Here is a 26,365-nt window from a genome sequence, read left to right as displayed (position 1 = left end):
ATCGTCCGGCACGTACCTGCCGGTGAAGGAGAAACATCATGGCGTCAGTCACGTTCAGCAAGGCAACCCGTCTGTACCCCGGTTCGACCCGCCCCGCGGTCGACAGCATCGACCTCGAGGTCGCCGACGGCGAGTTCCTCGTGCTGGTCGGGCCCTCCGGCTGCGGCAAGTCGACCACCCTGCGCATGCTCGCCGGTCTCGAAGAGGTCAACAGCGGCGACATCTTCATCGGCGACCGCAACGTCACCGACGTGCCGCCGAAGGACCGCGACATCGCCATGGTCTTCCAGAACTACGCGCTGTACCCGCACATGACGGTCGCCGAGAACATGGGCTTCGCGCTCAAGATCGCCGGCGTCGGCAAGGAGGAGCGCGCGACCCGCGTCCTCGAGGCCGCCAAGCTGCTCGACCTCGAGCCCTACCTGGCCCGCAAGCCCAAGGCCCTCTCGGGTGGTCAGCGTCAGCGCGTCGCCATGGGCCGCGCCATCGTGCGTCAGCCCCAGGTGTTCCTGATGGACGAGCCGCTCTCGAACCTCGACGCCAAGCTGCGCGTGCAGACCCGCACCCAGATCGCCTCGCTGCAGCGTCGACTCGGCGTCACCACCGTCTACGTCACGCACGACCAGACCGAGGCGCTCACCATGGGCGACCGCATCGCGGTCCTGAAGGACGGCGTCCTGCAGCAGGTCGGCAGCCCCCGCGACCTCTACGAGAAGCCGCAGAACGTGTTCGTCGCCGGCTTCATCGGCTCGCCGGCCATGAACCTGCTGCCCGCCGACGTCGTCGACGGCGGCATCCAGTTCGGCACCGCCGTCACCGCGGTCGACCGCGACACCGTCGGCCAGGCCAACGGCAAGAGCGTCACCGTCGGCGTCCGCCCCGAAGACGTCGTCGTCAACACCACCGGCGAGGGCCTCGCGGTCACGGTCGACGTCGTCGAAGAGCTCGGCGCCGACGGCTACCTCTACGGTCACACCGAGGTCGGCGGTCAGCGCGTCGACATCGTCGTGCGCGTCGACGGTCGCAACCACCCCAAGCTGGGCGAGACGATCCACATCACGCCGCAGGCGCACCACGTGCACGTCTTCGACACCGAGAGCGGCGAGCGCCTCGGCGACAAGGCCGTCATCAGCGCGTAGCAGCACACCTCATCGGCCCGACGGGTCACCTGGGCGCCAGCCCGGTGACTCGTCGGGCCGATCCCGTACCTCCTGTCAGACACCCCCGAGACGCACCCGAGAGACACAGAGACCACGAGACGATGCCCGACTCCCTCAACATCACCTCCGCCACGGTCGACCCGGCCCTGCTCGACCTCCCCTGGGATCTCCCCCTCGGGGCCTGGCCCGACGACGCCATCGCGACGCTGCCGAAGGGCATCTCGCGGCACCTGGTGCGCTTCGCCCACCTCAGCGGCTACGTCATCGCCATCAAGGAGACCTCGGGCGAGATGGCCCGGGGCGAGTACGAGATGCTGCGGACCCTGCAGCGCATGGACATCCCCTGCGTCGACCCGCTCGCCGTCATCACGAACCGGCACGACGAGGACGGCTCGCCGCTCGACCCGGTGCTCGTGACGCGGCACCTGAAGTTCTCGCTGCCCTACCGGGCGCTCTACTCGCAGACCCTCCGACCCGACACGGCCAAGCGACTGGTCGACGCGCTCGCCCTGCTGCTGGTGCGCCTCCACATCATCGGCTTCTACTGGGGCGACGTGTCGCTCTCGAACACCCTGTTCCGTCGCGACGCAGGCGCCTTCGCGGCGTATCTGGTCGACGCCGAGACGGGCAAGCTCTACCCCGGTGGTCTGTCGAACGGTCAGCGCGAGAACGACCTCGAGGTGGCCCGCGTCAACATCGCCGGCGAGCTGCTCGACCTCGAGGCGGGCGGGCGACTCGACGACAACCTCGACGCCGTCGACGTCAGCAACGGCATCGTCGCCAAGTACCGCAGCCTCTGGACGGAGCTCACCGGCAGCGAGACCTTCTCGAGCTCCGAGCGCTGGCGCATCAACGACCGCGTCGAGCGGTTGAACGACCTCGGCTTCGACATCGAGGAGCTCGCGATCAAGACGGCCGAGGGCGGCACCCAGGTGAAGATACAGCCGAAGGTCGTCGACGCGGGTCACCACTCGCGGCGCCTGCTGCGTCTCACCGGTCTCGACGTCGAAGAGAACCAGGCCCGACGCCTGCTGAACGACCTCGACGCCTACCGGCTCCGCACGGGCAACAACGACAACGACGAGGAGATGATCGCGCACGAGTGGGCGGCCCGCGTCTTCGAGCCCGTCGTCCGGTCGATCCCCCGCGAGCTGCGCGGGCGTCTCGAGCCGGCCGAGGTGTTCCACCAGCTGCTCGAGCACCGCTGGTACCGCTCGCAGCAGGAGAACCGCGACGTGCCGATCGCCGAGGCGCTCACCTCGTACATCAACGACGTGCTGCGGCACCGTCGTGACGAGCAGATGGTGATCGAGCCGCCGACGGAGTCGATCGCGCTGCCCGAGGCCGAGTCGCTCGACGACGACGACTGGCGCAGCAAGGTCTGACCCGGCCGGAGAACGCAGGAGGCGCGGGCCGGGACGACCCCGATCCGCGCCTCCTGCAGGGGCTCACTTCTTGCGTTCGGCCCGCAGCTTCGAGATCTCGTAGAGCGTGACGGACGCGGCGATGCCGGCGTTGAGCGACTCGACGGCGCCGGTGATCGGCACCGACACGATCGCGTCGCAGGTCTCGGCGACGATGCGCGAGAGGCCCTTGCCCTCGCTGCCGACGACGACCACGATCGGGCGGTCGGCCAGCTCGAGACCGGGCAGCATGACATCGCCGCCGCCGTCGAGGCCGACCACGAAGACGCCCTGCTCTTTGAACGACTTGAGCGTCTGCGTGAGGTTCGAGGCCATCGCGACGGGGATGCGCGCCGCGGCGCCGGCCGAGGTCTTCCAGGCCGAGGCCGTGAGACCGACCGAGCGACGCTGCGGGACGATGACGCCCTGACCGCCGAACGCGGCGACCGAGCGGATGATCGCCCCGAGGTTGCGCGGGTCGGTGATGCCGTCGAGGGCGACGAAGAGCGGCTTCTGCTGACGCTTGATCGACGTCTCGAGCATGTCCATCGGGTGCGCGTACTCGTACGGCGGCACCTTGAGGGCGACGCCCTGGTGCACCGAGTCGGCCCCGGTCAGACGGTCGAGTTCGGGGCGCATGACCTCGAGCACCGGCAGACCACGTCGCGTGGCGAGCTGCAGGATCTCCTTCGTGCGGTCGTCCATCTCGATGCGGGCCGCGATGTACAGCGTCGACGCGGGGATGCGCGTGCGCAGCGCCTCGAGCACCGAGTTGCGACCGGTCACCATCTCGTGGTCGTCGGCCGACTTCGGGCGACGACGCTGCGCGTCGCTCGCCCCGCCGCGACCGGCGATCGGCGAACCGGCGCGCGGGCCGTTGCTGCTGCGACCGCGGGCGCTCTCGAGTCGCTCGCGGGCGATCTTCGCCTTGCCGGCGGGGTGGTACGGGCGGTCTTCGGCCGCGGGGGTGGGCTTCTTGCCCTCGAGGGCCTGACGACCCTGCCCGCCGCTGCCGACCTGCTTGCCCTTGCTGCCCTGCCGCACGGCACTGTTGCCGGGACGGCCCTTACGTGCTCCGCTGGTGTTCTTCACTGTTCCAAGCTCCAATGCGACCCGCTGGGGGTGTCTTCGATGAGGATCCCGGCACCCGAGAGGGTGCTGCGGATCTGGTCGGCCCGTGCGAAGTCGCGATCGGCCCGGGCATGCTGGCGTTCCGCCAAGAGTACGTCGATCACGGCACCGAGCGCGCGGTGCGCCGCGCCCTCGTCGTCGTCGCGCCACTCGGGGGCGAGCGGATCGATGCCGAGCACGGCGACCATGGCGGCCACGTGCTGCCATTCGCGGGCGGCCGTGTCGAGGTCGCCGTCGTCGAGGGCCGAGTTGCCGGCGCGCACCGCGTCGTGCAGCACCGCGATCGCCTGAGGCACGTTGAGATCGTCGTCCATCGCGGCGGCGAAGTCGTCGGGGACGACCCGCGCGCCGACCGAGGCGAAGCGCGTGCCGGCGAGGCGGCGCTCGGCACGGGACAGGAAGGTCTCGACCCGGTCGAGCGCCGCATCGGCCTCGACCAGCGCACCGTCGTGGTAGTCGATAGTCGACCGGTAGTGCGCGGCGCTGAGGAAGTACCGCACCACGACGGGTCGGGCCTTCTCGAGGAACTCGGCGGCGAAGATCGAGTTGCCGAGCGACTTCGACATCTTCTGACCGTCGACGTTGACCAGACCGTTGTGCAGCCAGTGCCGCGCGAACCCGTCGCCGGCCGCCGTCGACTGGGCCAGCTCGTTCTCGTGGTGCGGGAACCTCAGGTCGAGACCGCCGCCGTGGATGTCGAAGGCCGGGCCGAGGTAGCGACGCGACATGGCCGAGCACTCGATGTGCCAGCCGGGTCGACCCTCGCCCCAGGGCGACGACCAGGCGGCCGATGTGGGCTCGTCGGCCTTCGCGCCCTTCCACAGCGCGAAGTCGCGGGGGTCGCGCTTGCCCCGCGGGTCGGCGTCGGCGGCCGACGCCATGTCGGCGACGTCCTGCCGGGTGAGCGCCCCGTAGGCGGGCCAGCTCGCCGTGTCGAAGTAGACGTCGCCCGAGGCGTCGTCCGCCGCGTAGGCGTGCCCGCGCTCGATCAGCCGCTCGACGATTTGCTGCATCTCGCTGATGCTCGCCGTCGCGCGGGGCTCGTAGGTCGGCGCGAGGATGCCGAGGGCCTGGTAGCCGGCGGTGAACTCGAGCTCGTAGCGGTAGGCGCGTGCCCACCACTGCTCGTCGGTGCCGGCGGCCAGGGCGAGGATCTTGTCGTCGATGTCGGTGACGTTGCGCACCAGCGTGACGTCGAGACCGCGGTAGGTGAACCAGCGGCGCCACAGGTCGTACACGAGGGCGGAGCGCAGGTGCCCGATGTGGGGCGACGACTGGACGGTCGGCCCGCAGACGTAGAGGCCCACCTGACCGGGGACGAGCGGTTCGAAGTCGACGAGCGCCTGGGCGCGGGAGTCGTAGAGGCGGATTGTCACGCGATCAGCCTATTGAGGTGCCGTCGACCACGGCGACCAGCGCGGTCGCGATGGCCGTGACGCCCTCGCCCCGCCCGGTGAAGCCGAGCCCGTCGGTGGTGGTCGCCGAGACGCTGACCGGTGCGCCGACGACCTCGATGAGCCGCGCCTCCATCTCGAGGCGACGGCGGGCGAGCCGCGGGCGGTTGCCGATGACCTGCACCGCCGCCGAGACGACGTCGAACCCGGCCGCGGTCAGGCGCTCGAGCGTCGCGGTGACGAAGACCTCGCCGCTCGCGCCGGCGAAGCGCGGGTCGTCGGTGCCGAACATCGAGCCGATGTCGCCGAGGCCCGCCGCCGACAGCAGGGCGTCGACCAGGGCGTGCGCGACGGCGTCGCCGTCGCTGTGCCCGGCGAGACCCGCCTCGCCCTCGAAGTGCAGCAGACCGAGGTGCAGCGGCTGGCGGTCGTCGAAGGCGTGGACGTCGACGCCCAGACCCGTGCGCAGCCGGTGCGCGTCGTCGTCGGAGCGCGAACCGCGCTCGGCGGCGGGGTTCGAACCGCGCTCGGCGGCGGCAGAGGCGGCGGCGGGGGCGGGCGCGGCTGCGGCGCGCTCGCGGGCGATCGTCTCGGCCCGGCGGAGATCCCACGGGGTGGTGATCTTGAAGGCCACGGGGTCGCCCTCGACGACGACGACCCGGTGCCCGTGCGCGGCGAAGAGCGCTGCGTCGTCGGTGTGCTCGGCGCCCGCCGTGGCGTAGGCCGCGTCGAGCTCGGCCCGGGGGAACCCCTGCGGCGTCTGCATGGCGACCAGCTCGGAGCGGTCGACGGTCTCGACGACCTCGCCGGCGGACCCGACGCGCTTGATGGTGTCGCTGACGGGCAGCCCCGGCACGACCCCGTGACCGGTCCGCTCGACCGTCGAGGCGACGAGGTCGAACTGCGCCGTCGGGGTGAACGGTCGGGCGCAGTCGTGCACGAGCACGGTCGCGACGGAGGGGGCGACGCGGGCGAGGCCGGCCGCGACCGAGGCCTGACGGCTCGCGCCGCCGGAGACGACCGACGCGTAGCCCGACGCCGGCCCGGCGACGGAGTCGACCAGGGCGCGCGACTCGTCGACGAGCGCAGCCGGCACCACGACGACCACCTGCACGGGGTCGGCCGACGCGAAGATCGACTCGAGCGACCGCTCGAGGATGCTGCGGCCGGCGACCGCGACGAAGGCCTTGGGCGCCCCCTGGGCGAGACGGGTGCCGCTGCCGGCGGCGACGACGACGACTGCGCGGGCGACGTCGACGAGCAGATCGTCGACCTCGGTCACGCCGGGCTCGAACTGCATCAATCTGGCTCCATCCTGCGGCTCACAGGCTAACATGGGGGCCTACCGGTAAGGGCTCCCTTACCCTCCGGCCTGCCCCGCGGTGGCTAGGCTGTAGAGACCTTTTGCTTTGACTGGATCCTGGAGGACACCCGTGCGAGACGGATCTGTGCTGGAACTTCGATCGGCGCTCGCCCGTCGCACCGTGGCGGCCACCGCCGTCGGGGTTGGCGTCGTGCTCGTCGCCGCCGGGTGCAACTTCATCAGCCCCCAGGCGACCCTCAAGCAGTACGACGCCAGCGACGGCACGAGCCTGAACATCGGCGACGTCGCCGTGCGCAACGCGATCGCGCTGACCGAAGATGGCACCGAGGCCAGCCTCAGCATGGTCGTGCTCAACACGGGCGACGACAGCGTCGACGTCTCGTTCCAGTACGAGACCGAGGCCGGTCGCCAGACCGAGACCGTCACGGTCGAGGGCGACTCGCAGGTCAGCCGCGGCACGACCGAGGGCGACGAGCAGCTGCTCATGTCCGACCTCGACCTCACGGTCGGCTCGCTGCTCCCCGTCTACATCCAGTACGGCACCGAGACCGGCAAGACCCTCCAGGTGCCCGTGCTCAACGGCGATCTGCCCGAGTACGCGACGCTGCTCCCCTCCCCCGCCACGAGCGCCGAGCCGGGCACCGACTCGACGCCGCTCCCCGAGTCCAGCGCCAACCCCGAGGGCAATGACCGCCAGACGAACGAGGGCACGACCCAAGAGGGCGCCACGCCGAGCGCCACCACCGCTCCGTAGGCACCGCACGCACCACGAGAGGCCCGGCCCGCAGTCTGCGGGGCCGGGCCTCTCGTCGTCCGCCCCGACCCGCGCCTCCTCGGCTCCGGTCGGGATGTCGTCCGCCCCGACCCGCGCCTCCTCGGCTCCGGTCGGGGAACGAGAGGGCGAGGGCCCCGGGCAGGAGGCGCGGGTCAGGCCTCGATGCGATACCCGAGTCCGCGCACGGTCACCAGGGCCTTCGGCTCGGACGGCACGGCCTCGATCTTCGAGCGGATGCGCTTGATGTGCACGTCGAGCGTCTTGGTGTCGCCGAAGTAGTCGGCGCCCCAGACGCGGTCGATCAGCTGACCGCGGGTGAGCACCCGGCCGGCGTTGCGCATCAGCAGCTCGAGCAGCTCGAACTCCTTCAGGGGCATGGCGATGTCGGTGCCGCGCACGGTGACGACGTGACGCTCGACGTCCATCCGGATGTCGCCGGCCTCGAGCATCGAGTCGGAGAGGTCGTCGGTGTCGACGCGGCGGCGCAGCACAGCCCGGATGCGTGCCAGCAGCTCGCGCGTCGAGTACGGCTTCGTGACGTAGTCGTCGGCGCCGAGCTCGAGCCCGACGACGATGTCGACCTCGCTGTCTTTCGCGGTCAGCATGACGATCGGCACCTGCGACCTGGTGCGGATGACCCGGCAGACCTCGGTGCCGGGGATGCCGGGGAGCATGAGGTCGAGCAGCACCAGATCGGCGCCGCCCTTCTCGAACGCGGCGATCGCCGCGGGGCCGTCTTCGGCGACCGTCGTGCGGTAGCCCTCGCGCTCGAGGATGAACGCCAGCGGTTCGCTGAGCGACTCCTCGTCTTCGACGATCAGGATGTGGGTCGTCATCGTGCCTCGATGTCTTGTCGGGTGGTGCCCTCACGGCGGGCGCCGTCTGTTCGGGCGCCGTCGTGTCGGGCGGTGCGGTCTTGTCGGGTGGTGACCGGCAGGGGGGTCGATCGGGTCTCCGGCTGCGTGCGCGCCTCGGGCAGACGGAGGGTGAAGGTGCTGCCCTTGCCGACCTGCGACCAGACGCGCACGTCGCCCCCGTGATTCTGGATCACGTGCTTCACGATGGCGAGCCCGAGCCCGGTGCCGCCCGTCCGCCGCGACCGCGCCGGGTCGACGCGGTAGAAGCGCTCGAAGACGCGGTCGAGCTCGTCGTCGGGGATCCCGTAGCCCTGGTCGGTCACGGCCACCTCGACGGTGCCCGAGTCGTCGACGGTGGCGCCGATGCCGACCCGCGAGCCGTCGGGCGAGTAGTTGATGGCGTTGGCGATCAGGTTGTCGACGGCCGTCACGAGCATCTGCTCGTCGCCGAGCACCGTCGCATGCCGGCCGCCGCGCACGACCAGCGAGATGCCGCGGGCGTCGGCGACGACGCGGTTGCGGTCGACGGCGGTGTCGACGACGACGCGCACGTCGATGGGCTCGCTCGATTCGAGGGCGTCGGTCGCCTGCAGCCTCGAGAGCTCGATGATGTCCTGTGTGAGGCGCCCCAGGCGACCGGCCTCGCGGGTCAGGCTCTTCGCGAAGTGCCGCACCTGCTCGGGGTCGGACGAGGCCGACTCGAGAGCCTCGGCCAGCAGCCCGACCGCGCCGATCGGGGTCTTCAGCTCGTGACTGATGTTGGCGACGAAGTCGCGCCGCATGTCGTCGAGACGACGCCCCTCGCTGCGGTCTTCGGCGAGCACGAGCACGTACCGACCGCCGAGCGGCGCCACGCGCACGCCCAGCACGAACGTCGCCTCGCTGCCCGGGAGGCGCGCGAGGGTGAGCTCGTCGGCCTGCGGTTCGCCTTCGCGCCGGGCGAGGGCCACGAGGTCTTCGATCTCGGCGTGCACGAGGTGCTGCTGCGCCGAGACCAGACCGAGCTGCAGGGCCCGCGGCGACGCCTTGAGCACGTTGCCCGACGGGTCGACGACGACGCCCGCCGACTCGAGCGCGTCGAGCACGGCGTCGATGCCGTCGGGCAGCGACACCTCGACGAGCCGTGCCACCTTGACGGACCTGGCGTGCGCCGCCACCACGACGATGACGATCGCGGCACCGGCCACGGCCCCGAAGGCCAGCGACAGCGGAACCAACCAGGCTGAGTCCATGCCATCACGATAGTGACCCGCGCGGGGCATGATGAACGGGAGGGGCTGCGACGGCCTGTACTTTGGTGAGTGTTCAGGCCACCGGCACCGGTCGTTAACCTTCACCCATGAGGCTGGACTGGACTGTGCGGGCGACATCGCCCCCGCTGCCGGGCGTCCACGCCCCCGCGAGCTACGAGAGGGTCGACTACGACATGCGCGAGGTATTCCAGCAGGAGCTGCAAGAGGTCCAGGAGCGCCTGGTCGAGATCTCAGGCCTCGTCGCCATCTCGATCAAGAACGCCACGACGGCCTTCAACGAGTCGAACGTGTCGCTGGCCGAACAGGTCATCGCCGACGACGACGCCATCGACGAGCGCGCCATCGCCCTCGACGAGCTGGCCATCGACATCCTGGCCCGCCAGAACCCGGTCGCCCGCGACCTGCGCATCGTCGTGAGCGCGCTGCGCATCAGCGCCTCGCTCGAGCGCATGGGCGACATGGCCGAGCACATCGCCCAGCTGGCGCGCTACCGGTTCCCCGAGAAGGTCGTGCCGAAGTCGCTGCGCCCGACGTTCAAAGAGCTCGGCGAGCTCGACGTCGCGATCGCGAACAAGCTCACCGAGCTGCTGACGACCGAGGACGTGCGCCTCGCCGAGGAGATCCGCAACGACGACGACCGCATCGACGAGCTGCACCTCAGCGTCTTCGACAAGGTGCTCGGCGAGACCTGGAAGGGCGCGGCCGTCGACACGGTCGACTCCACCCTCGCCTCGCGCTACCACGAGCGCTTCGCCGACCACGCGGTCTCCATCGCCAAGAAGGTCCAGTACCTGGCGACCGGCGACTGGGTCGCATCCGAGGTCTGAGAACCCGCATCGCCGAGGAGGCGCGGTGTCCGCCCGACGGACACCGCGCCTCCTTCGCGTCCGCCCTCGCAGAACTGCGAGAGGATGGCGGGATGGCTTCAGTCGCGATCCTCGTCAACGGTCTGCCCGGCTCGGGCAAGACCACCCTCTCGGCCACGCTCGCGGGTGTGCTGGGCTGCCCGCTGCTCGCCCACGACCCCGTCGAGGAGGCGCTGGTCGACCTGGCCGGGCCGATGGTCGCCCCCGAGGCGATCGACCGGATCGCCCACGAGACCGTGTGGTCGATGGCGGCCGAGGTCGAGGCGGGCGTGGTCGTCGACGCGTTCTGGCATCGTCCGACCGAGCTCGAGGGCGCACGGTCGGGCGTGGCCCGCGCCGGGTCGCCCCGCACCGTCGAGGTCTGGTGCGACGTCGACCCCGAGGTGGCGCTGCAGCGCAGCGTCGACCGGATCGCGGCGGGCGGGCGGCACCCGGCCCACGGGACGGTCGAGTCGACCCGCGCGGCGTGGGGCGAGTGGGCGGCCGCCGCCGAGCCCCTGGGGGCGTGGCCGGTGATCCGCGTCGACACGAGCACCCCGGTCGACATCGACGCGCTGGTGCTGGAGATCAGCGAGCAGTTCGTCTAGCCGGGCGCCCGGTGCGGCGGGCTCGCCTGCCGGCGGACTCGCGTGCGGCGGGCTCGCGTGCGGCGGGCTCGCGTGCGGCCGGGTCGGGTGCGGCGGGTCGGTGTCCTCCGCGGCGGGCCAGCGCTGACCCGCCCCGGATGACGCGAACCCGCCCCACACCCGTCTGAGGGCGGCAGCAGAGCGGTTCGAGCTACTTCTTGCCCTGGTTCGCGACCGCGGCGGCACCCGCGGCGGCGGCCTCGGGGTCGAGGTACCGGCCGGGGCCGGTCGGCGCGAAGTCGTCGTCGAGCTCGTAGACCAGCGGGATGCCGGTGGGGATGTTCAGCTCGGAGATCTCGTCGTCGCCGATGCCGTCGAGGTGCTTGACCAGGGCGCGCAGCGAGTTGCCGTGGGCCACCACCAGCGTGACGTCGCCGGCGGCGAGGCTCTCGGTGATGTCGCTGTGCCAGTAGGGCAGCATCCGCTCGATGACGAGGGCCAGCGACTCGGTGCGCGGGGCGTCGATGCCGAGCTCGGCGTAGCGCTTGTCGTGGGCCTGAGAGAACTCGCTGTCGTCGTCGAGCGGGGGCGGCGGCACGTCGAACGAGCGACGCCAGGTCTGGAACTGCTCGGGGCCGTACTGCTCGAGCGTCTGAGCCTTGTCTTTGCCCTGCAGGGCGCCGTAGTGGCGCTCGTTGAGCCGCCACGAGCGCTTCACGTCGATCCACAACCGGTCGGCCTCTTCGAGCGCGATGTCGGCGGTCTGGATGGCACGGGTAAGCCGCGACGTGTAGAGGATGTCGGGCAGCAGGTCGTTGTCGCGCAGCAGCTCGCCGGCCCGCTTGGCCTCGGCGCGACCCTGCTCGGTGAGTCGCACGTCGACCCATCCCGTGAAGAGGTTCTTCGCGTTCCATTCGCTGTTGCCGTGACGCAGGAGGATGAGGGTCGAAGTCATGCGACAAGCGTATCGCGACGACATGCTGGCAGACTCGGCGCATGCCCATCGGTTCGATCACCCGCGGCACGACCGGCACCAACCGGCTCCGCCGCGTCGACCGGTGGATCGCCGCGCACCCGTCGTTCCGCCGGGCGGACGACCCGTTGGTGGTCGACCTGGGGTACGGGGCGAGCGCGACGACCCCTCTCGAACTGCACCAGCGCCTCCTGCGGGTCCGCCCCGACGTCGAGGTGGTGGGCATCGAGATCGATCCCGAGCGGGTCAGACTCGCGAACCTGTCGGCGCGACCGGGCGTGAGCTTCCGCCGGGGCGGTTTCGAGGTGCCGCTCGACGGTGACCGCCGACCCGCCGTGATCAGGGCGTTCAACGTGCTGCGGCAGTACGACGAGTCGCAGGTGGCCGACTCCTGGGCGCTGATGACCGCGCGGCTGCAGCCCGGCGGCGTGCTCGTGGAGGGAACTTGCAACGAGATCGGACGCGTGGCGAGCTGGGTGGACGTGACGCCCGAAGGGCCGCAAGCGTTCACCGTGTCGCTGCGGCTGGCCGAGCTCGACGTGCCGTCGATCGTGGCCGAGCGGCTGCCCAAGGCGCTCATCCACCGCAACGTCGCGGGCGAGCGCGTGCACGACCTGCTCGTCGACCTCGATCGCCAGTGGGCCGTCGCGGCGCCGCTGTCGGTGTACGGCCCGGTGCAGCGCTGGCTGGCGACGGTGCAGGGGCTGCGCGACGGCGGGTGGCCGGTTCGGCACGGTCGCTCGCGCTGGCGGCTCGGCGAGCTGTCGCTGCCGTGGCAGGCGGTCGCACCCCGGGCCTGAGTCGCGAGGCCGGCCGGGCGCCCGGTCAGACGCGGGCGCACCCCGGGCCTGAGTCGCGATGCCGGCCGGGCGACCGGTCAGACGCGGGCGAGCAGGGCGCGGGCCTCGTCGTGGTCGAGCCCCGTCGCCATGAGCAGGTCGACCAGCAGCGGGCGCATCATCAGCACGATCATCGCCTCGGTCACGGGCGCACCCGGCACCACCACGGCCGGGTCGAGTCGGCGGGCCACAGCGGTCAGCGCCTCGCGTGCGACGGGTCGCCTCTCGACGTCGCGGAGGGACTCGCCGAGCACACCCACGGCCCGCGCGGTGCTCTCGAGCAGATCGCCGACCGCACGGCGATCGACCCCGTCGCCGACGGAGGTGTCGAGCCGACGAGCGATCACCCGGAGGTTGCGCACGGCGAGGTCGACGCAGCGGCGCACGACGGCCTGCTGCCGGAGGTGAGGCAGTCGCGAGCGCAGGAACGGCGACAGCCGCGCGATCGACTGCGCCGACTCGAGGGTCGACGACCAATCGTCGAGCAGCGGCTGCGTCGAGCGCAGGCGGCGGAGGGCGTCGTCGGCCCGACGGACGTCGTCGGTGCGCACCGCCGCGACCAGCGAGGCGAACGCCTGCTCGACCTCGGCGAAGAGCTGCTCGGCGTCGGCACGGGCCAGACCGATCGGATCACGCGGGATCACCGCCGTGATCAGCAGCGCCACGATTCCGCCGATCGCGCCGTCGATGCTGCGGACGAACGGCCCGCCGTCGGGGTCGGGCAGCAGCATCACGAGCATCGACTGGGTCGCCGCGGCGGCCGCGAACGCGCTGCTCGACGAGAAGAAGCGCCCCACCAGGAGGGCGACGGACAGCACCAGGGCGATCTGCCAGAGCCCCTTGCCGACGATCATCAGCAGCACCTCGCTGAGGGCGATGCCGATCAGCACCCCGACGGCGTTCTCGAGCACCCGTCGCGGTCGGGCGTCGCGGGCGAGGCCGAGCGACGAGATGGTGATCGTCACGGCCAGCAGCGGGATCGCGTGCCCCAGCAGGTAGTGCGTGATCGCGTACGAGAGCGAGACCGCCACGACGATCTGCACGACCGCCGGGCCCGACGCGATCGTGCGCGCGGTGGCCACCTTCGGATCGAACCCGCCGGAGGCGCGGGTCAGCATCGACCGCACCCGTCGCGTCGACGAGGCGCTCGCGCCCTCGGACCCGCTCACCGCCGGGTCAGCGGCGGACGGCGCCGAGACGGGGCAGGCGGGGTACCCCCGCTGCGGCGCCGGCGGACGAGGGCACGATGACCTCCTGCGAGGCGGCGACCACGATGTCGTCGGCGACGACGGCGAGTGCCGCCGTCTCGGGGGTGGTGCGCTTCACGAGCGCCAGCGCGACGGGGCCGAGCTCGTGGTGCAGCGCGACGCTGGTCACGTGACCGACGACGCTGGGCGAGCGGGGCTGCGCGTCGGGGTCGGCACCGGGGTCGGCGTCGGCGGCGGTCTGACCGAACGCGCCGGTCGGGGGCGATGCGAGCACGACGGCGGCGCCGTGCTCGGGCAGCACGCCGTCGCTGCCGTCGAGGTGCAGCATCACCAGGCGCCGCGGCGGGTGCCCGATGTTGTGCACCTTGGCGACGGTCTCCTGGCCGCGGTAGCAGCCCTTCGCCAGGTGCACGGCGCTGCGCATCCAGTCGAGCTCGTGCGGGATGCTGCGCTCGTCGACCTCGGTCGTGAGACACGGGCGCCAGGCCTCGATCCGCAGCGCCTCGAGGGCGAGCGTGCCGGCGGCGGGCAGGTCGGCGGCGGGAGACGCGGCCAGCGCGGCGAGGTCGTCTCGGGACACGAGCGTCTCGCGATACGACCACTGCCTGCCGGGGTGGCTCTCGGAGTCGGCGTAGCTGTGACCGCCGGCGGCGACCTCGTGCCAGGGGTCGACCCAGGCGATGGCGACGTCGTTCGAGGTGAGCACGGGCACCCGAGCGTCGGCGGAGAGGTCGTGCATCGACCCCACCGTGGCCATGTCGGACGACCGGTCGACGACCTCGACCCGGAGCATGAAGCGCATCCGATCGAGCCAGGCCCGGAGCGGCTCGGTCTCGTCACCGTCGACGAGCAGCCACGCGGTCTCGCCGTCGTCGACGAGGCGCACCGCGTGCTCGAGTCGCCCGTTAGCGTCGAGCAGCAGGGTCTCGGTCGATTCACCGGGCGCCAGACGCCCGACGCTCTGACTGGTCAGCGAGTTGAGCCAGCTGAGCCGGTCGGGGCCGCTCACGGTGAGCACGCCGCGGTTCGAGAGGTCGACGACCGCCGTGCCCTGCGAGAGCAGACGCTGCTCACGGATCAGCTCGCCGTAGTGGGCGGCGACCCCGGTGCCGTCGTCGACGAAGCCGTCGCGCGCCGCGAACGGCGAGCGGTAGGCGGAGCCGGTCGAGGAGGCGGTGGTCGCGTCGGTCGCGCCGCCCGCGGAGGTGTCAGTCAACGCGCGACAGCCTGCCGGACGCGTGCGTGCGGAGCTCCTGGCCGAGGGCCGCGATGTCCCATGCCCAGAGGAGGTCGTTCTCGACGAGCCCGTACATGCGGGTCGACGCCGAGTGCTCTTTGGCGTTGCTCGAGCGCAGCACGGCGTCGGTCGCGAGATCGATGCGCGGGCCCTTGACCCGACCCAGGTAGAGCTCGTTGACCCCGGTGGGGTGCACGATCTGCACCTCGAGACCGAAGCCGTCGTCGGGGGTGCGGAGGATCTCGACGGCACGCGCCGAGTTGTACGGCTGGACGCCGACGCCGGGCAGCATGCCCGGACCGCGGTCGCCCACCTCGGCCGGCCGCTCGAGCCGCCAGTAGCCCGTCTCGGTCGTCAACGGCGTGCGCTCGTCGTCGAGCAGCCAGGTGAACGAGCTGTAGTTGAGGAACGGCAGGCCGTCGTGGCTGAAGCTGATGCGCTGACCGAACTCGTGGACGCGCCGCTCGGCGGGCTCGGAGCCGTCGGCGGGCAGGTCGGGGTCGCCTTCGCCGATCTTGTAGTCGACGACGCCGGTGCCCTCCCATACGCCGATCAACCACGACAGGGGGACGAGCTCCGACGGCAGGTCGGTGGGGATGTCGATCAAGGTCAGCGCTGACCCTTGAAGAGCTTGACCAGCACGACGACCGACACGAACCCGATGCCGAGGGACGCCAGGGCGAGGAGGCCGACGAAGAACAACTCGAGAGCGAGCAAGGAATCCATGCGGGCAACCCTACCCGCCGACCACCGACATCGGGAGGGCCTCAGCAGACCCTCGGGGCATCGGCAGGCGCGCCGCCCGGAGCGGCCGCGGCGGGTCAGCCGGTGACGGCCACCACCAGGGTCGCGACGGCGAGCACGACGAGGCTGCCGCAGAGGGCCAGCATCGTGCGCGACACGAGGCCGTCCTTCTGACTCGCCGCGAGCTGCAGCACGAACGTCAGGACGATCAGACCGCCGAGCGAGAGGGAGAGCCAGGTGAACGCCTCGTCGCGCGGGGCGACGACGACGATGAGCACGGCCGCGACGACGGCGGCGAGCCACACGGGGATGATCGTCAGCGGCTTGAGCCGCGCCGTGTCGACCGCGCTGGGGGTCAGGGGATCTGCCACTTCGTCGTTCTCCGTTCGAGACCTGCCCTAGCATCGGGTGGTCGGGATGGGCCGGGCTCATGTTTTAGACTGCTCGACAGTACATTCACTGGAGGTCGTGTGGCGCAGCTCTTGGTACTGACCTCGGCAGGCGGGCCCGACGTCCTCCCCGCGCTCGCACTCCTCAGTCACCGTACCCGCCAGATCCCCGCCGAACCCGCGCAACTGGTGAACGCGCCGTCGAGCGATCTGATCTTCGTCGACGCGCGGGCCGATCTCGCGAGCGCCAAGTCGCTCTGCAAGATCCTCCGCACGACGGGCGTCACCGTGCCGATCGTGCTCGTGCTCACCGAGGGCGGGCTCACCGCGGTCAACGCCGAGTGGGGCGTCGACGACGTCATCCTCGAGGGCGCCGGCCCCGCCGAGGTCGACGCCCGCATCCGACTCGTCACGGGGCGTCTCGCCCAGTCGCAGACCGGGTCGAAGATCCACGCGTCGGGTGTCGTCATCGACGAGGCGAGCTACTCGGCGAAGGTGCACGGCCGCCCCCTCGACCTCACCTTCAAGGAGTTCGAGCTGCTCCGGTTCTTCGCGACGCACCCCTCCCGGGTCTTCACGCGCGAGCAGCTGCTCAGCGAGGTCTGGGGCTACGACTACTTCGGCGGCACCCGCACGGTCGACGTGCACGTCCGCCGTCTCCGCGCCAAGCTCGGCGACCTCGAGTCGCTGATCGGCACCGTGCGCAACGTCGGCTACCGGTTCAACGTGTACGACGACGACAACGTCGCGCCGGGGGCCTGACCGTGAGCGATCCCGGCGGGTCGACCCGCGCCTCCTCGGCTGCCTTCGACGGAAGCGGTGCGGGCGGCACGGGCGGTGCGGGCCGGGTCGCCGATGTGCTGGCCCTGGCGTCCGCGGCCGCGACAGCCGACGGGAGCCCCCCGTTCAACGACCAGTCGCTGGTCGAGCTGCGCTCGGGCGAGGCCCGGGTGCTGGGCGACGGCCAGGCGGCGGCGATCGTCCGTGAGGGCGAGGCCGAGCTGGCGGTGCACCCCGAGCACCGCCGCCGTGGTCTCGGTGCGCGGCTCGTGCAGACGGTGCTCGACGAGACGACCGGCCCGATCGCATTCTGGGCGCACGGCGATCTGCCCGGCGCTCGGGCGCTCGGCTCCCGCTTCGGCGCCGTCGAGACACGCCGACTGCTGCAGCAGCGGGCCCCGGTGACCTCGCGCGCACCCCGTCTGTCGGACGGCGACCGCGTCGCGGCCTTCCGCCCCGGCGTCGACGACACGGCCTGGCTCGACCTCAACGCCCGCGCGTTCGCCGATCACCCCGAGCAGGGCTCGCTCGATCAGGGCGATCTCGACGCGCGCCGCGCCGACTCATGGTTCGACGCCGACGACTTCGTGCTGCTCTGGCGCGGCGACGAGCTGATCGCGTTCTGCTGGCTCAAGGTCGAGACCGGTCAGCCGGGCGAGTTCTACGCGGTCGGGGTCTCCCCCGACCATCAAGGCGAAGGCCTGGGAGGCGCGGTGGTCGACGCCGGGATGGCCCGCCTCGCCGAGAAGGGCATCGGCACGGCGGCGCTCTACGTCGAGGGTGACAACACGGCGGCGCTCCGCCTGTACGCGGCGCGCGGATTCACCGACCACGCGGTCGACGTGCAGTACACACTCACGCGCTGAGCGCGCTTCACGCGCTGCACGCTCACGCGCCGAGCGGACTCAAACGCTGCACGCTCATGCGCTGAGCGGACTCACGCGCCGGGCCGGGTCGAGCCGTCCCACTCGGGTACGCGCTCCCAGCCGTCGGCGACGCGTCGCACCGCTCCTCCGCGGGCGAAGGCCTCGAGCCAGCCCGTCATCGGCCACTCCCCCCACTGCTCGGCGAAGAGCCGCCCGTTGCGGAGCACGTCGTCGAGGTGCTGCCACGGGGGCGACGAGGTCGGGTGGTGCTGGTGGTACGCGTCGGCCCCGCCGACCCAGACGAGCGGCCGACCCGCCCGGCGGAACGCGAAGGCGAAGTCGGTGTCCTCGCCGCCGTAGCCGACGTAGCGCTCGTCGAAGCGCGGACCGGACCGCCAGGCCCGTGCCGTGAGCGCGAACGAGAGCGACCAGAACAGGGCGTACTCGCCGTCGCCGGCCCGGGCCAGCAGCCCCGCAGGAGGCGCGGGTCGAGCCGCGTGCGGAGCGGTCAGCTCGGCGAGCACGGCCGGGTCGTCGACGTCGACACCGGGCGCGAGGTAGGTGACGGGACCGCAGAGCACCGCATCGGGTTCGGCGCGGGCGGCGTCGACGTAGCGGGAGACCAGCGAGGGCGAGGGCACGCAGTCGGCGTCGAGGAACACCACGAGGTCGGCGCCGAGCCCCACGGCGGCGTCGGCCCCGGCGTTGCGTGCGGCGGCGAGCCGGAAGCCCTCGGCGGCCGGCGGCATGTGCACCACGAGGTCGACGCCCAGATCGCTCGGGGCGGGCTCGTCGTCGAGCCAGACCACGACGGTGGACACCCGCGGAGCCGTCGACCGTGACGGTGCCGACGCACCAGCGGGCTCGGGTCCGGGCTCGGGCGACGCGGCATCGCGCACGACGGCCGCGAGCTGATGCCGCAGGTGGTCGAGCCGGGCGACCGAGCAGAGGGTGACGACGGCGACGTGCCGACCGGGCTGCTGCTCCGAACCGGCGACGCGCTCGATGACGTCGGCGGCCCGGCGGGCGGCTCCGGCCGTGCCCCACCGCGCCCAGTCGGGCTCGAGCTCGAGAGCGCGCGCGATGACCTCGGGCCACCGCTCGGCCGTCGGCCAGACCGGCTCGACGACGGCGAGCCCCGCGCGGTCGAGTGCGGTCGCGGTCGCGATCTGCTCGCCGAAGGGCCTCGTCTGCGGCACGACGATCGCACGGGCACCTGCGGCGGCGATGTCGGCGACGGCGTTCTGCCCCGCCCAGGTGACGACCACGTCGGCCCGGTTCAGGGCCGGCCACGGGTCGTCCACCACGACGGACGGCTGCCCGTCGACGCCGTCGACCCCGAGCACCGTCCAGTGCGTTCCCGGGGTGGCCGCGCGCGCCTCCTCGATGTCGTCGGCGGTGACGTCGTGTCCGCCGCCTCCGGCGAGGACGAGCACACGGGTGCCGTCGGGTTCGGCCGCAGGCTCACGAGGTGCCGCGCGGCCGTCGTGCCGGCTGATGCCGCCGGTGTAGGCGACGAGGTCGCGATGGGCGGCGAGATGCGCCGGCTCCATGAGCTCGCGCGGCCAGGGGGCGACGATCGCGGCGGCGAGGCGTTCGATCAGGGCGTGCGGCTCGTCGTCGCGATCACCGGGCTGGGTGAACAGCACGACCTGGACGCCGAGGAGGCGCGCGAGCAGTCCGACCTCGACCGAGACGTCGACGACCATCGCGTCGATCCGCTCGCGGGCGACGGTCTCGGCGATCGCCGCGAGCCGGTCGCGATGACCCCGATGACCGAGCGGCGCCCAGTGCAGAACGCCGTCCGCCGTCGGGTCCGCCCCGGCGGGGTCGAGCTCGCGCCCGGCATCGTCGATCTCGACCCCGGCGTCGTGCGGCAGGGTCGTCCAGCGGGTGTCCGCGGGCAGGTCGTCGGGCGCGGGGCGCGAGCTGAACACGACGACGTCGGCGTCGACCTGCGGGCGGACGGCCCGGAACCGTGCGACGTGCCCTCCCCCGTGGTGGTGCAGGTACCAGCCGACGACGGGTCGGGTCACGCGGCCTCCTCGGGCCGCTCGGCGTGCGACGCGTCAGACGCGTCCGACGTGTCGACCTCGAGAGCGTCGTGGTCGAGACCCTCGCGGCGTAGACCCTCGCGGCGCACCGTCGCGCGCAGCACCTCCTCGAGGCGGTCGACCCTCGCTCCGAGCGAGAAGCGCGCGATGGTGCTGGCGCGGATGTCGTCGCGACCTCCGGGCGTGCGCGACGCCTCGATGAGATCCCGCGCGGCGACGGCCAATGCGGCCGGGTCGCCCGGGGTGACGGTGGTGATCCCGACGGAACCGCGGGCGATCTCGGTGACCCCGCCCACGTCGTGCGCGGCGACGGGGGTGCCCGTCATGAGCGCCTCGGGCACGACGAGCCCGAACGGCTCGGCCCAGACCGGGGTCGTGAGCGAGCAGGCGCTCCGGCCGACGAGGTCCGCCAGCTCGGCCTGCCCGAGAGGCCCGACGTAAGCGACCCGGTCGCCGAGCGCGGGCGCGACGAAGTGGTCGAAGTAGGCCTGGTCGCCGATGCGACCGACGATCGTCAGAGGCAGGTCGAGGAGGCGCGCGGCCTCGATCGCGAGATGGGTGCCCTTCTCGGGGACGAGACGTCCGAACCAGACGAGACCCGCGCCTCCCGGCCCCAGGGGCCAGAGCGACTCGTCGACGCCGTTCGGCAGCACGACCGAGTCGACGCCCGCGGCCGACCACTCGTCGGCCGTGTGGCGACTGACCGACAGGAACGTGCTGCGACCGCCCACCGACGCGCGGTCGGCGGCGAGCAGCTCGGGGATGACGGGCGTGTGCAGGGTCGAGACGACGGGGACTCCGAGCGATCCGGCACGCTCGTGCGGGAGACCGTGCAGGCAGTGGTTGACGACCACGTCGTAGTCGTCGGCGTGACGGCGGATGCGGTCGAGGGCCGCGTCGAGACGGGGCAGCGCGTCGTCGAGGTAACCAGCCGGGTAGGTGTCGTCGGCGGCGATCTCGCCCTCGGCCCACGCGACGGCGGGCATGACGTACTCGGCCGGACCGCCGGTCATGAAGTCCGAGCCGCGCGGGGCGACGAGGTCGACATGGTGACCGCGTGAGCGGAGGGTCGCGACCTCGTTCCACAGAGCCGACTCGACGCCGCCGGCGTGCGGCTGTCGGATGGGGTACCGGAGTGGGGCGATGGTGGCGATGCGCAAGGGTCGTGGCGGTGTCACGCAGGGGTCCTCTCGGCGGGCGGGGCGGGTCGTCGGGCGGGCTGGATCGTGGGATCCGACGGTGCCGGCCGAGCTCGGGGACGCGCCAGGGCGGCGCGGTAGACGGCCAGGTGAGCGCGGACGACATCCCTGTCGACCCGGTCGCGTTCGGCCGATCGTGCGGTGATGATGTCACGTCGATGTGTCGTGCCGGGGCGGGCACCCGCCCGGAGCACCCCGTCGAGGGCGTCGGCGAGCGCCGAGCCGTCGGCGGCGAACCGGGCGGAGGCGACGGTGGGGTCGTCGTGCTGGTCGGCGTAGTGCCCCGTGTCGGGTGCGACGACGGGCACTCCGAGGTCCCAGCAGAGCTCGAGCCAGCCCGAGTGGGTGCCGTGCCGGTAGGGCAGCACGCAGGCGTCGAGGCGGGCGAGCCCTGCGGCGAGCGCGGTGTCGTCGAGGCGGTCGTGCTCGACGAGGACGACCGCGTCGGAGGCGGCGCAGAGGCGTCGGACCTCGTCGCGGGCGGCGGAGTCGCGGACGGAGCGGTGCAGGCGCACCTCGCCCGTGACGGCGTCCCCGCGGGCGCGGAGGAGGTCGAGGGCCGCGACGAGCGCCGTCGTGGCACCCGGTCCGTCGACGCCGGGCCGGAGGTCCTTCAGGTGCAGGCCGACGACCCGCCCGTCGGCGGCGAACCCGATGGGCGCGGTGTCGGCGGTGAAGTCGGAGCCGAGGAGGCGCGGGTGCGGCACGACGACGGCCTCGACTCCCCAGCGGCGCGCGATCTCGGCCGCGGCGCCCTCGGTCAGGGTCAGAACCGCGTCGACACGGGGCAAGAGGGCGTCGAGCTGGGCGACGTAGCGGCCCTGGTCGGCGTCGGCGAGCTGCGGGTGGTCGAGGTCGTGGACTGTCTGGACGACGGGCCAGCCGACGGCGTGGGCCGCGTCGACGGCGTCCACGAGGTGGGCGACGTCGAACGACTCGGTGCCGAAGTGGATGTGCAGCAGGTCGGCCCCGTCGGCGTGGGCGCGGATCCAGGCCGCGTCGAGCGCGACCGGGGGCCACCAGACGCCCGGCCCGGCGCCGTCGGGGCGCGGGTCGTCGTGGAGTGTGATCGCGTCGTCGGCGGTCACCCGACGCACGTAGGGGTGCGAGGCGGGGACGGCCACGACGCGCAAGGGGCGCGTCATGCTTCCTCCGCTTCTCGGCGCCCGAGCGTCGACGACGACTCGGGCCACCTGTGGAACGTACTCCCAGGGAGGCCGATCGGGTGCGTGCTGTCCGTCGTTCTCCACAGGGGCCTCGGCAGGCGCTCGGGCGGGGGTGCTGCCGCGTGTAACGTCCGACGCGTGCCCACCCCACTCTGCATCGTCGTCGGCCCGCCCTCTCACGGCGTGACGGCCTACGCGTCCGACGTCGCCGCTTCGCTGATCGAGGCCGACCCGGCTGTGCGGCGTCGCGATGTCGCGACGGCCGAGCTCGCCGAGACGCTCGTCGCCGACGAGCGCCCCGCCCGGGTCCATCTGCACGTGACCGACAAGCTGTTCGGGTCGAGTCTCGAAGACGCGGCCGAGCGGGTCGAACGACTGGCCGCCCTCACCTCGCTGACGGTGACCCTGCACGACCTCCCCCAGCCGTCGGACGGCGAGACCGCGGTGCACCGGCGCGCCGCCGCGTACCGTCGCATGGCGCGGGCCGCCCACGGCGTCGTCGTGAGCAGCGAGCACGAGCGGTCGCTGCTGGCCGAGCACGTCGACGACGCTCTCCCCCGCGTGCTGGTCGCCCCGCTCGGGACGCGACCCGGCGCGCCGTTCGCCTCGGCAGGGTCGGCGGGGTCGGCGGGGTCGGCGGGGACGGCAGGGACGGCAGGGTCGGCAGGGTCGGCAGGGTCGGGCGTGGATGCCGCATCCGCGCCTCCTGCGGTCGACCCGTCCGAGCTGCGCGTCGTCATCGCCGGCTACGTCTACCCGGGCAAGGGGCACGACGACGCGATCGCGGCCTGCGGCGACCTGGTGCGCCGGGGCGAGGCGGCATCGGCGACGGTCGTGGCCCTCGGCGGCCCGTCGGCCGGTCACGAGCGCGACGTCGAGGCGCTGGCGTCGGCCGCGACGGCGGTCGGCGTCCGCTTCGAGGTGACGGGGCGACTCGGAGACGAGGCCTACGCCGCCGCTTTCCACGCACCCGTCGTGCCCCTCGTGGCGCACCGCCACTGGTCGGCGTCCCGCTCGCTGCTCGACTGGGCCGAGCAGGGTCGCCGGGCCGTGGTCGCCGACACCCGGTACACCCGCGAGATGGACGCCCTCCGGCCCGGCAGCATCGCCCTGTACGACCCCGAGTCCGACGGCGCCCTGGCGGCCGCGCTGCTCGCCGCGCACCGCGACCCGCGGTCGACGGCGCTTCCGGCCGGCACCTCTCTGGCCCCCACCCTCGACGACACCGCCGCGGCGCACCTGGCGTGGTGGCGCGAGGTCGCCCCGTGACCGGCCCGACGCCCCGACCCGGGCGGGGGCGCGCCCTGCCGGGGAACCGCTGGGACCTCCTCGACGGGGTGACGCCACCCGCGCCTCCCTCGGTCACCGTCGTCGTGGCGCACTACCGGCAGCAGGCGCAGCTCGACCGCACGCTGCTCGCACTCGCCCGGCAGACCCACCCGGCCTCGCGGCTCGAGGTGGTGGTGGTCGACGACGGGTCGCCCGAGACGCCGCGCGTGCCCGACGGGGTGCGACTCGTCGTGCAGGAGGACCGCGGGTTCCGCCTCGCCGCCGCCCGCAACCTCGGCGCCTCGGTCGCCGACGGAGACGTGCTGTGCTTCCTCGACGCCGACACCGCGCCCGAGCCCGACTACGTGCGCGAGCTGACCCGCCTGCCCGCCCTCGCCTCGGACGTCGTCGCGGCCGGTCGCCGACGTCATGCAGCGCTCGATCGGGCCCCCGAGGAGGCACGGGTCGAGCAGGTCGCCCCCGCCCTCGAACTGGACGAGCCGGCCTGGCTCCGCCGCGCGTACGCCGACTCGCGAGATCTGCTCGACGCCGACGACCGCTCGTACCGCTTCGTGATCGGCGCGGTCACCGCCTGCTCGGCCGACCTGTTCGCCGACACCGGCGGCTACGACGAGACGTTCACCCGCTACGGCGGCGAGGACTGGGAGTGGGCCTACCGCGCCTGGCTCGCGGGCGGTGTGCTGGCGCACGTGCCGTCGGCCGTGGCCTGGCACGACGGGCCGGAGTGGTCGGGCCGCGACCTGGCCGATCGACAACGGGCGAAGAACGCCGAGGCCCTGCTGCTCGCCGATCTCGTGCCCGCCCCCGGGTCCCGCGGCCGGGCGCTGCGCGGACCGCACGCCGACGTCGCCCTGCATGGTCCCCTCACGGGAGGCGAGGCGGCGCGGTTCGTCTGCCTGGACTCGATCCTGGCGGAGGTGCCCGAGGCGTCGGTCGTCGGGGCGCCGGTGGTCGGCGACGACGCCGGGCTGGCGATCGACGGCCGTCGGCTCGACCGGGTCAGGGTCGACGTGGTGGTCGCCGACGCGCCGGTGCGGGTGCGCGACGGCGAGCTGCGGCGGGCCGTCGCCGAGCTGGACGGACGCGGGCCCGGGGCGATCGTCTACGTCGACGACGAGGGCGCGACCCTCCTCACCGTCAGCTCCCGGCGAGCGGCGATCAGAGGTCGACGCTGGGGTTCGGACGCGCTGCACGAGACCGTCGAGCGCCGCAGCCCCTCCGTGGTGCGACTCGTCGACGAGCCCGACGTCGAGGGGTACGTCGGCGGCTGGGCCTAGCCCGGACAACGGGGCCGTCGCCCCAGCTCGGGGTACAGAACGGGGTACAGATCGGGCCGCTGACGGGTGCGTTGGCGCCTACTCCCCAGGGGGACGACGATCTGCCATGGCGCTCTCAGCGGCAGGGTGTGGATTGAGGTCGACCGGAACAGACCACGCCTCGACCGCAGCACAGGAGACCACCATGAACCCCGTCAAATTCGTCTCGGACCTCGGAGTCCAGAGCAAGCACGCCTACTGGGGCGGCTTCGCCTCCATCGTCATCGCGCTCGTCGCCTGGCTCGCCTCGCAGGGCAAGGACTCGTCCGACAAGGCGCAGTCCGACCGCTGGGGCATCTTCATCGGCCACTGGGCGCCGACGTTCTTCGCTCTCGGCCTCGCGCTGAAGCAGGAGGAGAAGTAAGCCCGAACACCCTCGTCCCATCGGACGACACCGCCCCGGCGATGTCATCCGGTGGGACGACGTCGTTCAGGAGGTGCGGTGCCAGGATCGTGGCATGTCTCATACTGGATCGTCTCTCGGCTCCGTCACCGCGCCTCCCTCGCCATCGTCGTCGACGCGCTGGCGGCTCGTCGACACCATCCGGGGCTTCGCGCTCGCGGGCATCCTCCTGACCAACGTGGGCTCGCTGACGACGCTCGGCTACGGCCTCGAGGCCGGCGACTGGCGACCGAGCGTCGGCGCCACCGCCCTCGATCTGCTCGTCGAGTCGCGCTTCGTCCCGATCTTCTGCTTCCTCTTCGGACTCAGCCTGCAGCTGATCGTGTCGTCGGCGCGGCGCCGGGGCTCGTCGCCGTGGCCACCCCTGCTGCTTCGACTCGTGGCCCTGTTCGGCATGGGCCTGCTGCACGCGCTCGTGTTCCCCGGCGACGTCCTGCGGATCTACGCCGTCGGCGGGCTGCTGATCCTCCCCCTCGCGATCCTCGCCCCCCGTGTGGTCGTCGCCGTGGCGGGGGTCGTGCTGCTGGCGGCCGGCTTCGCCGCCGGCGGAGGGATGGCCACCGTCCCGGGACTGCTGGCGCTCGGCTCGGCCTCGGCGTCGTTCGGGTTGCCGGCCGCCCTCGAGCGCGGTGGGCCACGCGTCGTCCGGGTGTTCGTCGCCTCAGCCCTGATGGGTGCGGCCGGCGCCGCCCTGCAGCTCCTCCTCGGCCCCGAGCTGTCGTACGGCTTCGTCGCGGAATCCGTGGGCATGGTCCTGTCCGTCGCGTACGTCACCGGGTTCGCGCTGCTCTGGGGAACACCGGTGCGACGCGTCCTCGCCGCCGCCTTCGAGGCGCTGGGGCGCATGGCCCTGACGAACTACCTGTCGGCCTCGATCGTGATCGCGTCCCTCGTGGCGCTCGTCCCGGGCGTCGACGCATCGGAGCGATCGGACCCGACCCCCGGTCTACTGCTGGCCCTCGGGCTGCTCGTCGTGCAGGCCGTGGCGAGCCGCCTGTGGCTGACCCGCCTGTCGTACGGGCCGGTCGAATGGCTCTGGCGGACGATCACCTGGCGGTCGGTCGCGCGACTGCGGGGAGGCGCTCTCTGACACCCGCACCGCTCCTCCTCAGGGCGCCCTCCGGGCCTCGTCATCCACCGTTTACCTGAGCGGCGTCGCGAGGGGCCCGGGC

General features: G+C 72.6%; 25 protein-coding genes. 12 read left to right on the top strand and 13 right to left on the bottom strand.

Translation table 11 applies throughout. The features are described from left to right. Window positions 1-38 precede the first annotated feature (38 nt). Both ACZ6JE_RS07345 and ACZ6JE_RS07340 read left to right on the top strand, forming a co-directional pair. Window positions 39-1,139 carry an ABC transporter ATP-binding protein gene (locus tag ACZ6JE_RS07345; RefSeq protein ID WP_192061339.1) on the top strand — a complete coding sequence of 367 codons (1,101 nt, stop codon included), beginning with the start codon at window positions 39-41 and terminating at the stop codon, window positions 1,137-1,139. Between the two features lie 122 nt (window positions 1,140-1,261). Further along, window positions 1,262-2,545 carry a DUF4032 domain-containing protein gene (locus tag ACZ6JE_RS07340; RefSeq protein WP_192061338.1) on the top strand — a complete coding sequence of 428 codons (1,284 nt, stop codon included), beginning with the start codon at window positions 1,262-1,264 and terminating at the stop codon, window positions 2,543-2,545. Window positions 2,546-2,608: 63 nt separating this feature from the next. Here ACZ6JE_RS07340 and rlmB read toward each other — a convergent pair whose 3' ends face one another. From rlmB to ispD, 3 genes are read right to left on the bottom strand one after another with little or no spacing between them, the layout of a single operon-like run. Continuing rightward, the gene (gene rlmB / locus ACZ6JE_RS07335) at window positions 2,609-3,655 is read right to left on the bottom strand and encodes a 23S rRNA (guanosine(2251)-2'-O)-methyltransferase RlmB (protein ID WP_192061337.1); all 1,047 of its coding nucleotides are present in this window, start codon (window positions 3,653-3,655) and stop codon (window positions 2,609-2,611) included. Next, window positions 3,652-5,070 carry a cysteine--tRNA ligase gene (cysS, locus tag ACZ6JE_RS07330; RefSeq protein ID WP_464318576.1) on the bottom strand — a complete coding sequence of 473 codons (1,419 nt, stop codon included), beginning with the start codon at window positions 5,068-5,070 and terminating at the stop codon, window positions 3,652-3,654. Before cysS ends, rlmB begins: the two co-directional genes overlap by 4 nt. A gap of 4 nt (window positions 5,071-5,074) precedes the next feature. Then, entirely contained in the window at window positions 5,075-6,388 is a 1,314-nt protein-coding gene (ispD, locus tag ACZ6JE_RS07325) for a 2-C-methyl-D-erythritol 4-phosphate cytidylyltransferase (protein WP_464318575.1), read from the bottom strand. A 133-nt stretch (window positions 6,389-6,521) separates the two neighbouring features. Here ispD and ACZ6JE_RS07320 point away from each other — a divergent pair, with 133 nt between their 5' ends. After that, window positions 6,522-7,166 carry a hypothetical protein gene (locus ACZ6JE_RS07320; protein ID WP_192061334.1) on the top strand — a complete coding sequence of 215 codons (645 nt, stop codon included), beginning with the start codon at window positions 6,522-6,524 and terminating at the stop codon, window positions 7,164-7,166. Window positions 7,167-7,339: 173 nt separating this feature from the next. On the opposite strand, the gene ACZ6JE_RS07315 is transcribed toward ACZ6JE_RS07320, so the two are convergent. Beyond that, a complete protein-coding gene (locus tag ACZ6JE_RS07315; RefSeq protein ID WP_192061333.1) occupies window positions 7,340-8,023 on the bottom strand; it encodes a response regulator transcription factor in 684 nt (227 codons plus the stop codon). Beyond that, complete coding sequence (locus ACZ6JE_RS07310) at window positions 8,020-9,276, bottom strand: sensor histidine kinase (protein ID WP_192061332.1); 1,257 nt, start codon at window positions 9,274-9,276, stop codon at window positions 8,020-8,022. The genes ACZ6JE_RS07315 and ACZ6JE_RS07310 overlap by 4 nt, the downstream gene beginning before the upstream one ends. Before the next feature lie 194 nt (window positions 9,277-9,470). Here ACZ6JE_RS07310 and phoU point away from each other — a divergent pair, with 194 nt between their 5' ends. Together phoU and ACZ6JE_RS07300 are read left to right on the top strand one after the other, a co-directional pair. Next, window positions 9,471-10,124: a phosphate signaling complex protein PhoU gene (gene phoU / locus ACZ6JE_RS07305; protein ID WP_192061429.1), complete on the top strand. Its 654-nt coding sequence runs from the start codon at window positions 9,471-9,473 to the stop codon at window positions 10,122-10,124. Window positions 10,125-10,216: 92 nt separating this feature from the next. Continuing rightward, a complete protein-coding gene (locus ACZ6JE_RS07300; protein WP_192061331.1) occupies window positions 10,217-10,750 on the top strand; it encodes a P-loop nucleotide/nucleoside kinase family protein in 534 nt (177 codons plus the stop codon). Between the two features lie 190 nt (window positions 10,751-10,940). On the opposite strand, the gene ACZ6JE_RS07295 is transcribed toward ACZ6JE_RS07300, so the two are convergent. Then, entirely contained in the window at window positions 10,941-11,684 is a 744-nt protein-coding gene (locus ACZ6JE_RS07295) for a phosphoglyceromutase (RefSeq protein WP_192061330.1), read from the bottom strand. Between the two features lie 41 nt (window positions 11,685-11,725). Between ACZ6JE_RS07295 and ACZ6JE_RS07290 the strand changes: the two genes are divergently transcribed. Next, a complete protein-coding gene (locus tag ACZ6JE_RS07290) occupies window positions 11,726-12,502 on the top strand; it encodes a class I SAM-dependent methyltransferase (RefSeq protein ID WP_192061329.1) in 777 nt (258 codons plus the stop codon). A 77-nt stretch (window positions 12,503-12,579) separates the two neighbouring features. On the opposite strand, the gene ACZ6JE_RS07285 is transcribed toward ACZ6JE_RS07290, so the two are convergent. From ACZ6JE_RS07285 to ACZ6JE_RS07270, 4 genes are all read right to left on the bottom strand, one after another. After that, window positions 12,580-13,710 (bottom strand): FUSC family protein, encoded by a 1,131-nt coding sequence (locus ACZ6JE_RS07285; protein ID WP_464318574.1) that lies wholly within the window; start codon window positions 13,708-13,710, stop codon window positions 12,580-12,582. 7 nt (window positions 13,711-13,717) lie between these two features. Continuing rightward, entirely contained in the window at window positions 13,718-14,965 is a 1,248-nt protein-coding gene (ygfZ, locus tag ACZ6JE_RS07280; RefSeq protein ID WP_464318573.1) for a CAF17-like 4Fe-4S cluster assembly/insertion protein YgfZ, read from the bottom strand. Next, a complete protein-coding gene (locus tag ACZ6JE_RS07275; protein ID WP_243215467.1) occupies window positions 14,958-15,593 on the bottom strand; it encodes a nitrobindin family protein in 636 nt (211 codons plus the stop codon). Before ACZ6JE_RS07275 ends, ygfZ begins: the two co-directional genes overlap by 8 nt. 214 nt (window positions 15,594-15,807) lie before the next feature. Continuing rightward, window positions 15,808-16,101: a hypothetical protein gene (locus ACZ6JE_RS07270; RefSeq protein WP_192061325.1), complete on the bottom strand. Its 294-nt coding sequence runs from the start codon at window positions 16,099-16,101 to the stop codon at window positions 15,808-15,810. 99 nt (window positions 16,102-16,200) lie between these two features. On the opposite strand from ACZ6JE_RS07270, the gene ACZ6JE_RS07265 reads away from it, so the two are divergent. Together ACZ6JE_RS07265 and mshD are read left to right on the top strand one after the other, a co-directional pair. Beyond that, window positions 16,201-16,881 (top strand): winged helix-turn-helix domain-containing protein, encoded by a 681-nt coding sequence (locus ACZ6JE_RS07265; RefSeq protein ID WP_192061324.1) that lies wholly within the window; start codon window positions 16,201-16,203, stop codon window positions 16,879-16,881. 2 nt (window positions 16,882-16,883) lie between these two features. After that, the gene (gene mshD, locus ACZ6JE_RS07260; RefSeq protein ID WP_464318572.1) at window positions 16,884-17,765 is read left to right on the top strand and encodes a mycothiol synthase; all 882 of its coding nucleotides are present in this window, start codon (window positions 16,884-16,886) and stop codon (window positions 17,763-17,765) included. Window positions 17,766-17,836: 71 nt separating this feature from the next. Here the strand turns inward: mshD and ACZ6JE_RS07255 are convergent, their stop codons facing one another. The 3 genes from ACZ6JE_RS07255 to ACZ6JE_RS07245 are packed head-to-tail and all read right to left on the bottom strand — an operon-like array spanning window position 17,837 to window position 22,163. Continuing rightward, on the bottom strand, window positions 17,837-19,801 hold the full coding sequence (locus tag ACZ6JE_RS07255) for a glycosyltransferase (protein WP_464318571.1): 1,965 nt from the start codon (window positions 19,799-19,801) through the stop codon (window positions 17,837-17,839). Next, window positions 19,798-20,997: a glycosyltransferase gene (locus ACZ6JE_RS07250; protein WP_464318570.1), complete on the bottom strand. Its 1,200-nt coding sequence runs from the start codon at window positions 20,995-20,997 to the stop codon at window positions 19,798-19,800. The genes ACZ6JE_RS07255 and ACZ6JE_RS07250 overlap by 4 nt, the downstream gene beginning before the upstream one ends. Then, on the bottom strand, window positions 20,994-22,163 hold the full coding sequence (locus tag ACZ6JE_RS07245) for a glycosyltransferase (protein ID WP_243215458.1): 1,170 nt from the start codon (window positions 22,161-22,163) through the stop codon (window positions 20,994-20,996). The genes ACZ6JE_RS07250 and ACZ6JE_RS07245 overlap by 4 nt, the downstream gene beginning before the upstream one ends. Window positions 22,164-22,322: 159 nt before the next feature. Here ACZ6JE_RS07245 and ACZ6JE_RS07240 point away from each other — a divergent pair, with 159 nt between their 5' ends. The 4 genes from ACZ6JE_RS07240 (at window position 22,323) to ACZ6JE_RS07225 (ending at window position 26,283) form a co-directional block, all read left to right on the top strand. Continuing rightward, window positions 22,323-23,453 (top strand): hypothetical protein, encoded by a 1,131-nt coding sequence (locus tag ACZ6JE_RS07240; RefSeq protein WP_464318569.1) that lies wholly within the window; start codon window positions 22,323-22,325, stop codon window positions 23,451-23,453. After that, on the top strand, window positions 23,450-24,751 hold the full coding sequence (locus ACZ6JE_RS07235; protein WP_464318568.1) for a glycosyltransferase family 2 protein: 1,302 nt from the start codon (window positions 23,450-23,452) through the stop codon (window positions 24,749-24,751). The genes ACZ6JE_RS07240 and ACZ6JE_RS07235 overlap by 4 nt, the downstream gene beginning before the upstream one ends. A 184-nt stretch (window positions 24,752-24,935) precedes the next feature. Beyond that, window positions 24,936-25,154: a hypothetical protein gene (locus ACZ6JE_RS07230; protein WP_192061319.1), complete on the top strand. Its 219-nt coding sequence runs from the start codon at window positions 24,936-24,938 to the stop codon at window positions 25,152-25,154. 94 nt (window positions 25,155-25,248) lie between these two features. Continuing rightward, window positions 25,249-26,283, top strand: a complete 1,035-nt coding sequence (locus ACZ6JE_RS07225) for a DUF418 domain-containing protein (protein WP_464318567.1) — start codon at window positions 25,249-25,251, stop codon at window positions 26,281-26,283. Window positions 26,284-26,365 lie beyond the last annotated feature (82 nt).

This window comes from Frigoribacterium sp. AC759, assembly GCF_979256015.1.
The sequence above is the reverse complement of the archived record's forward strand: the minus strand, read 5'-3'. Positions and strand labels throughout refer to the sequence as shown.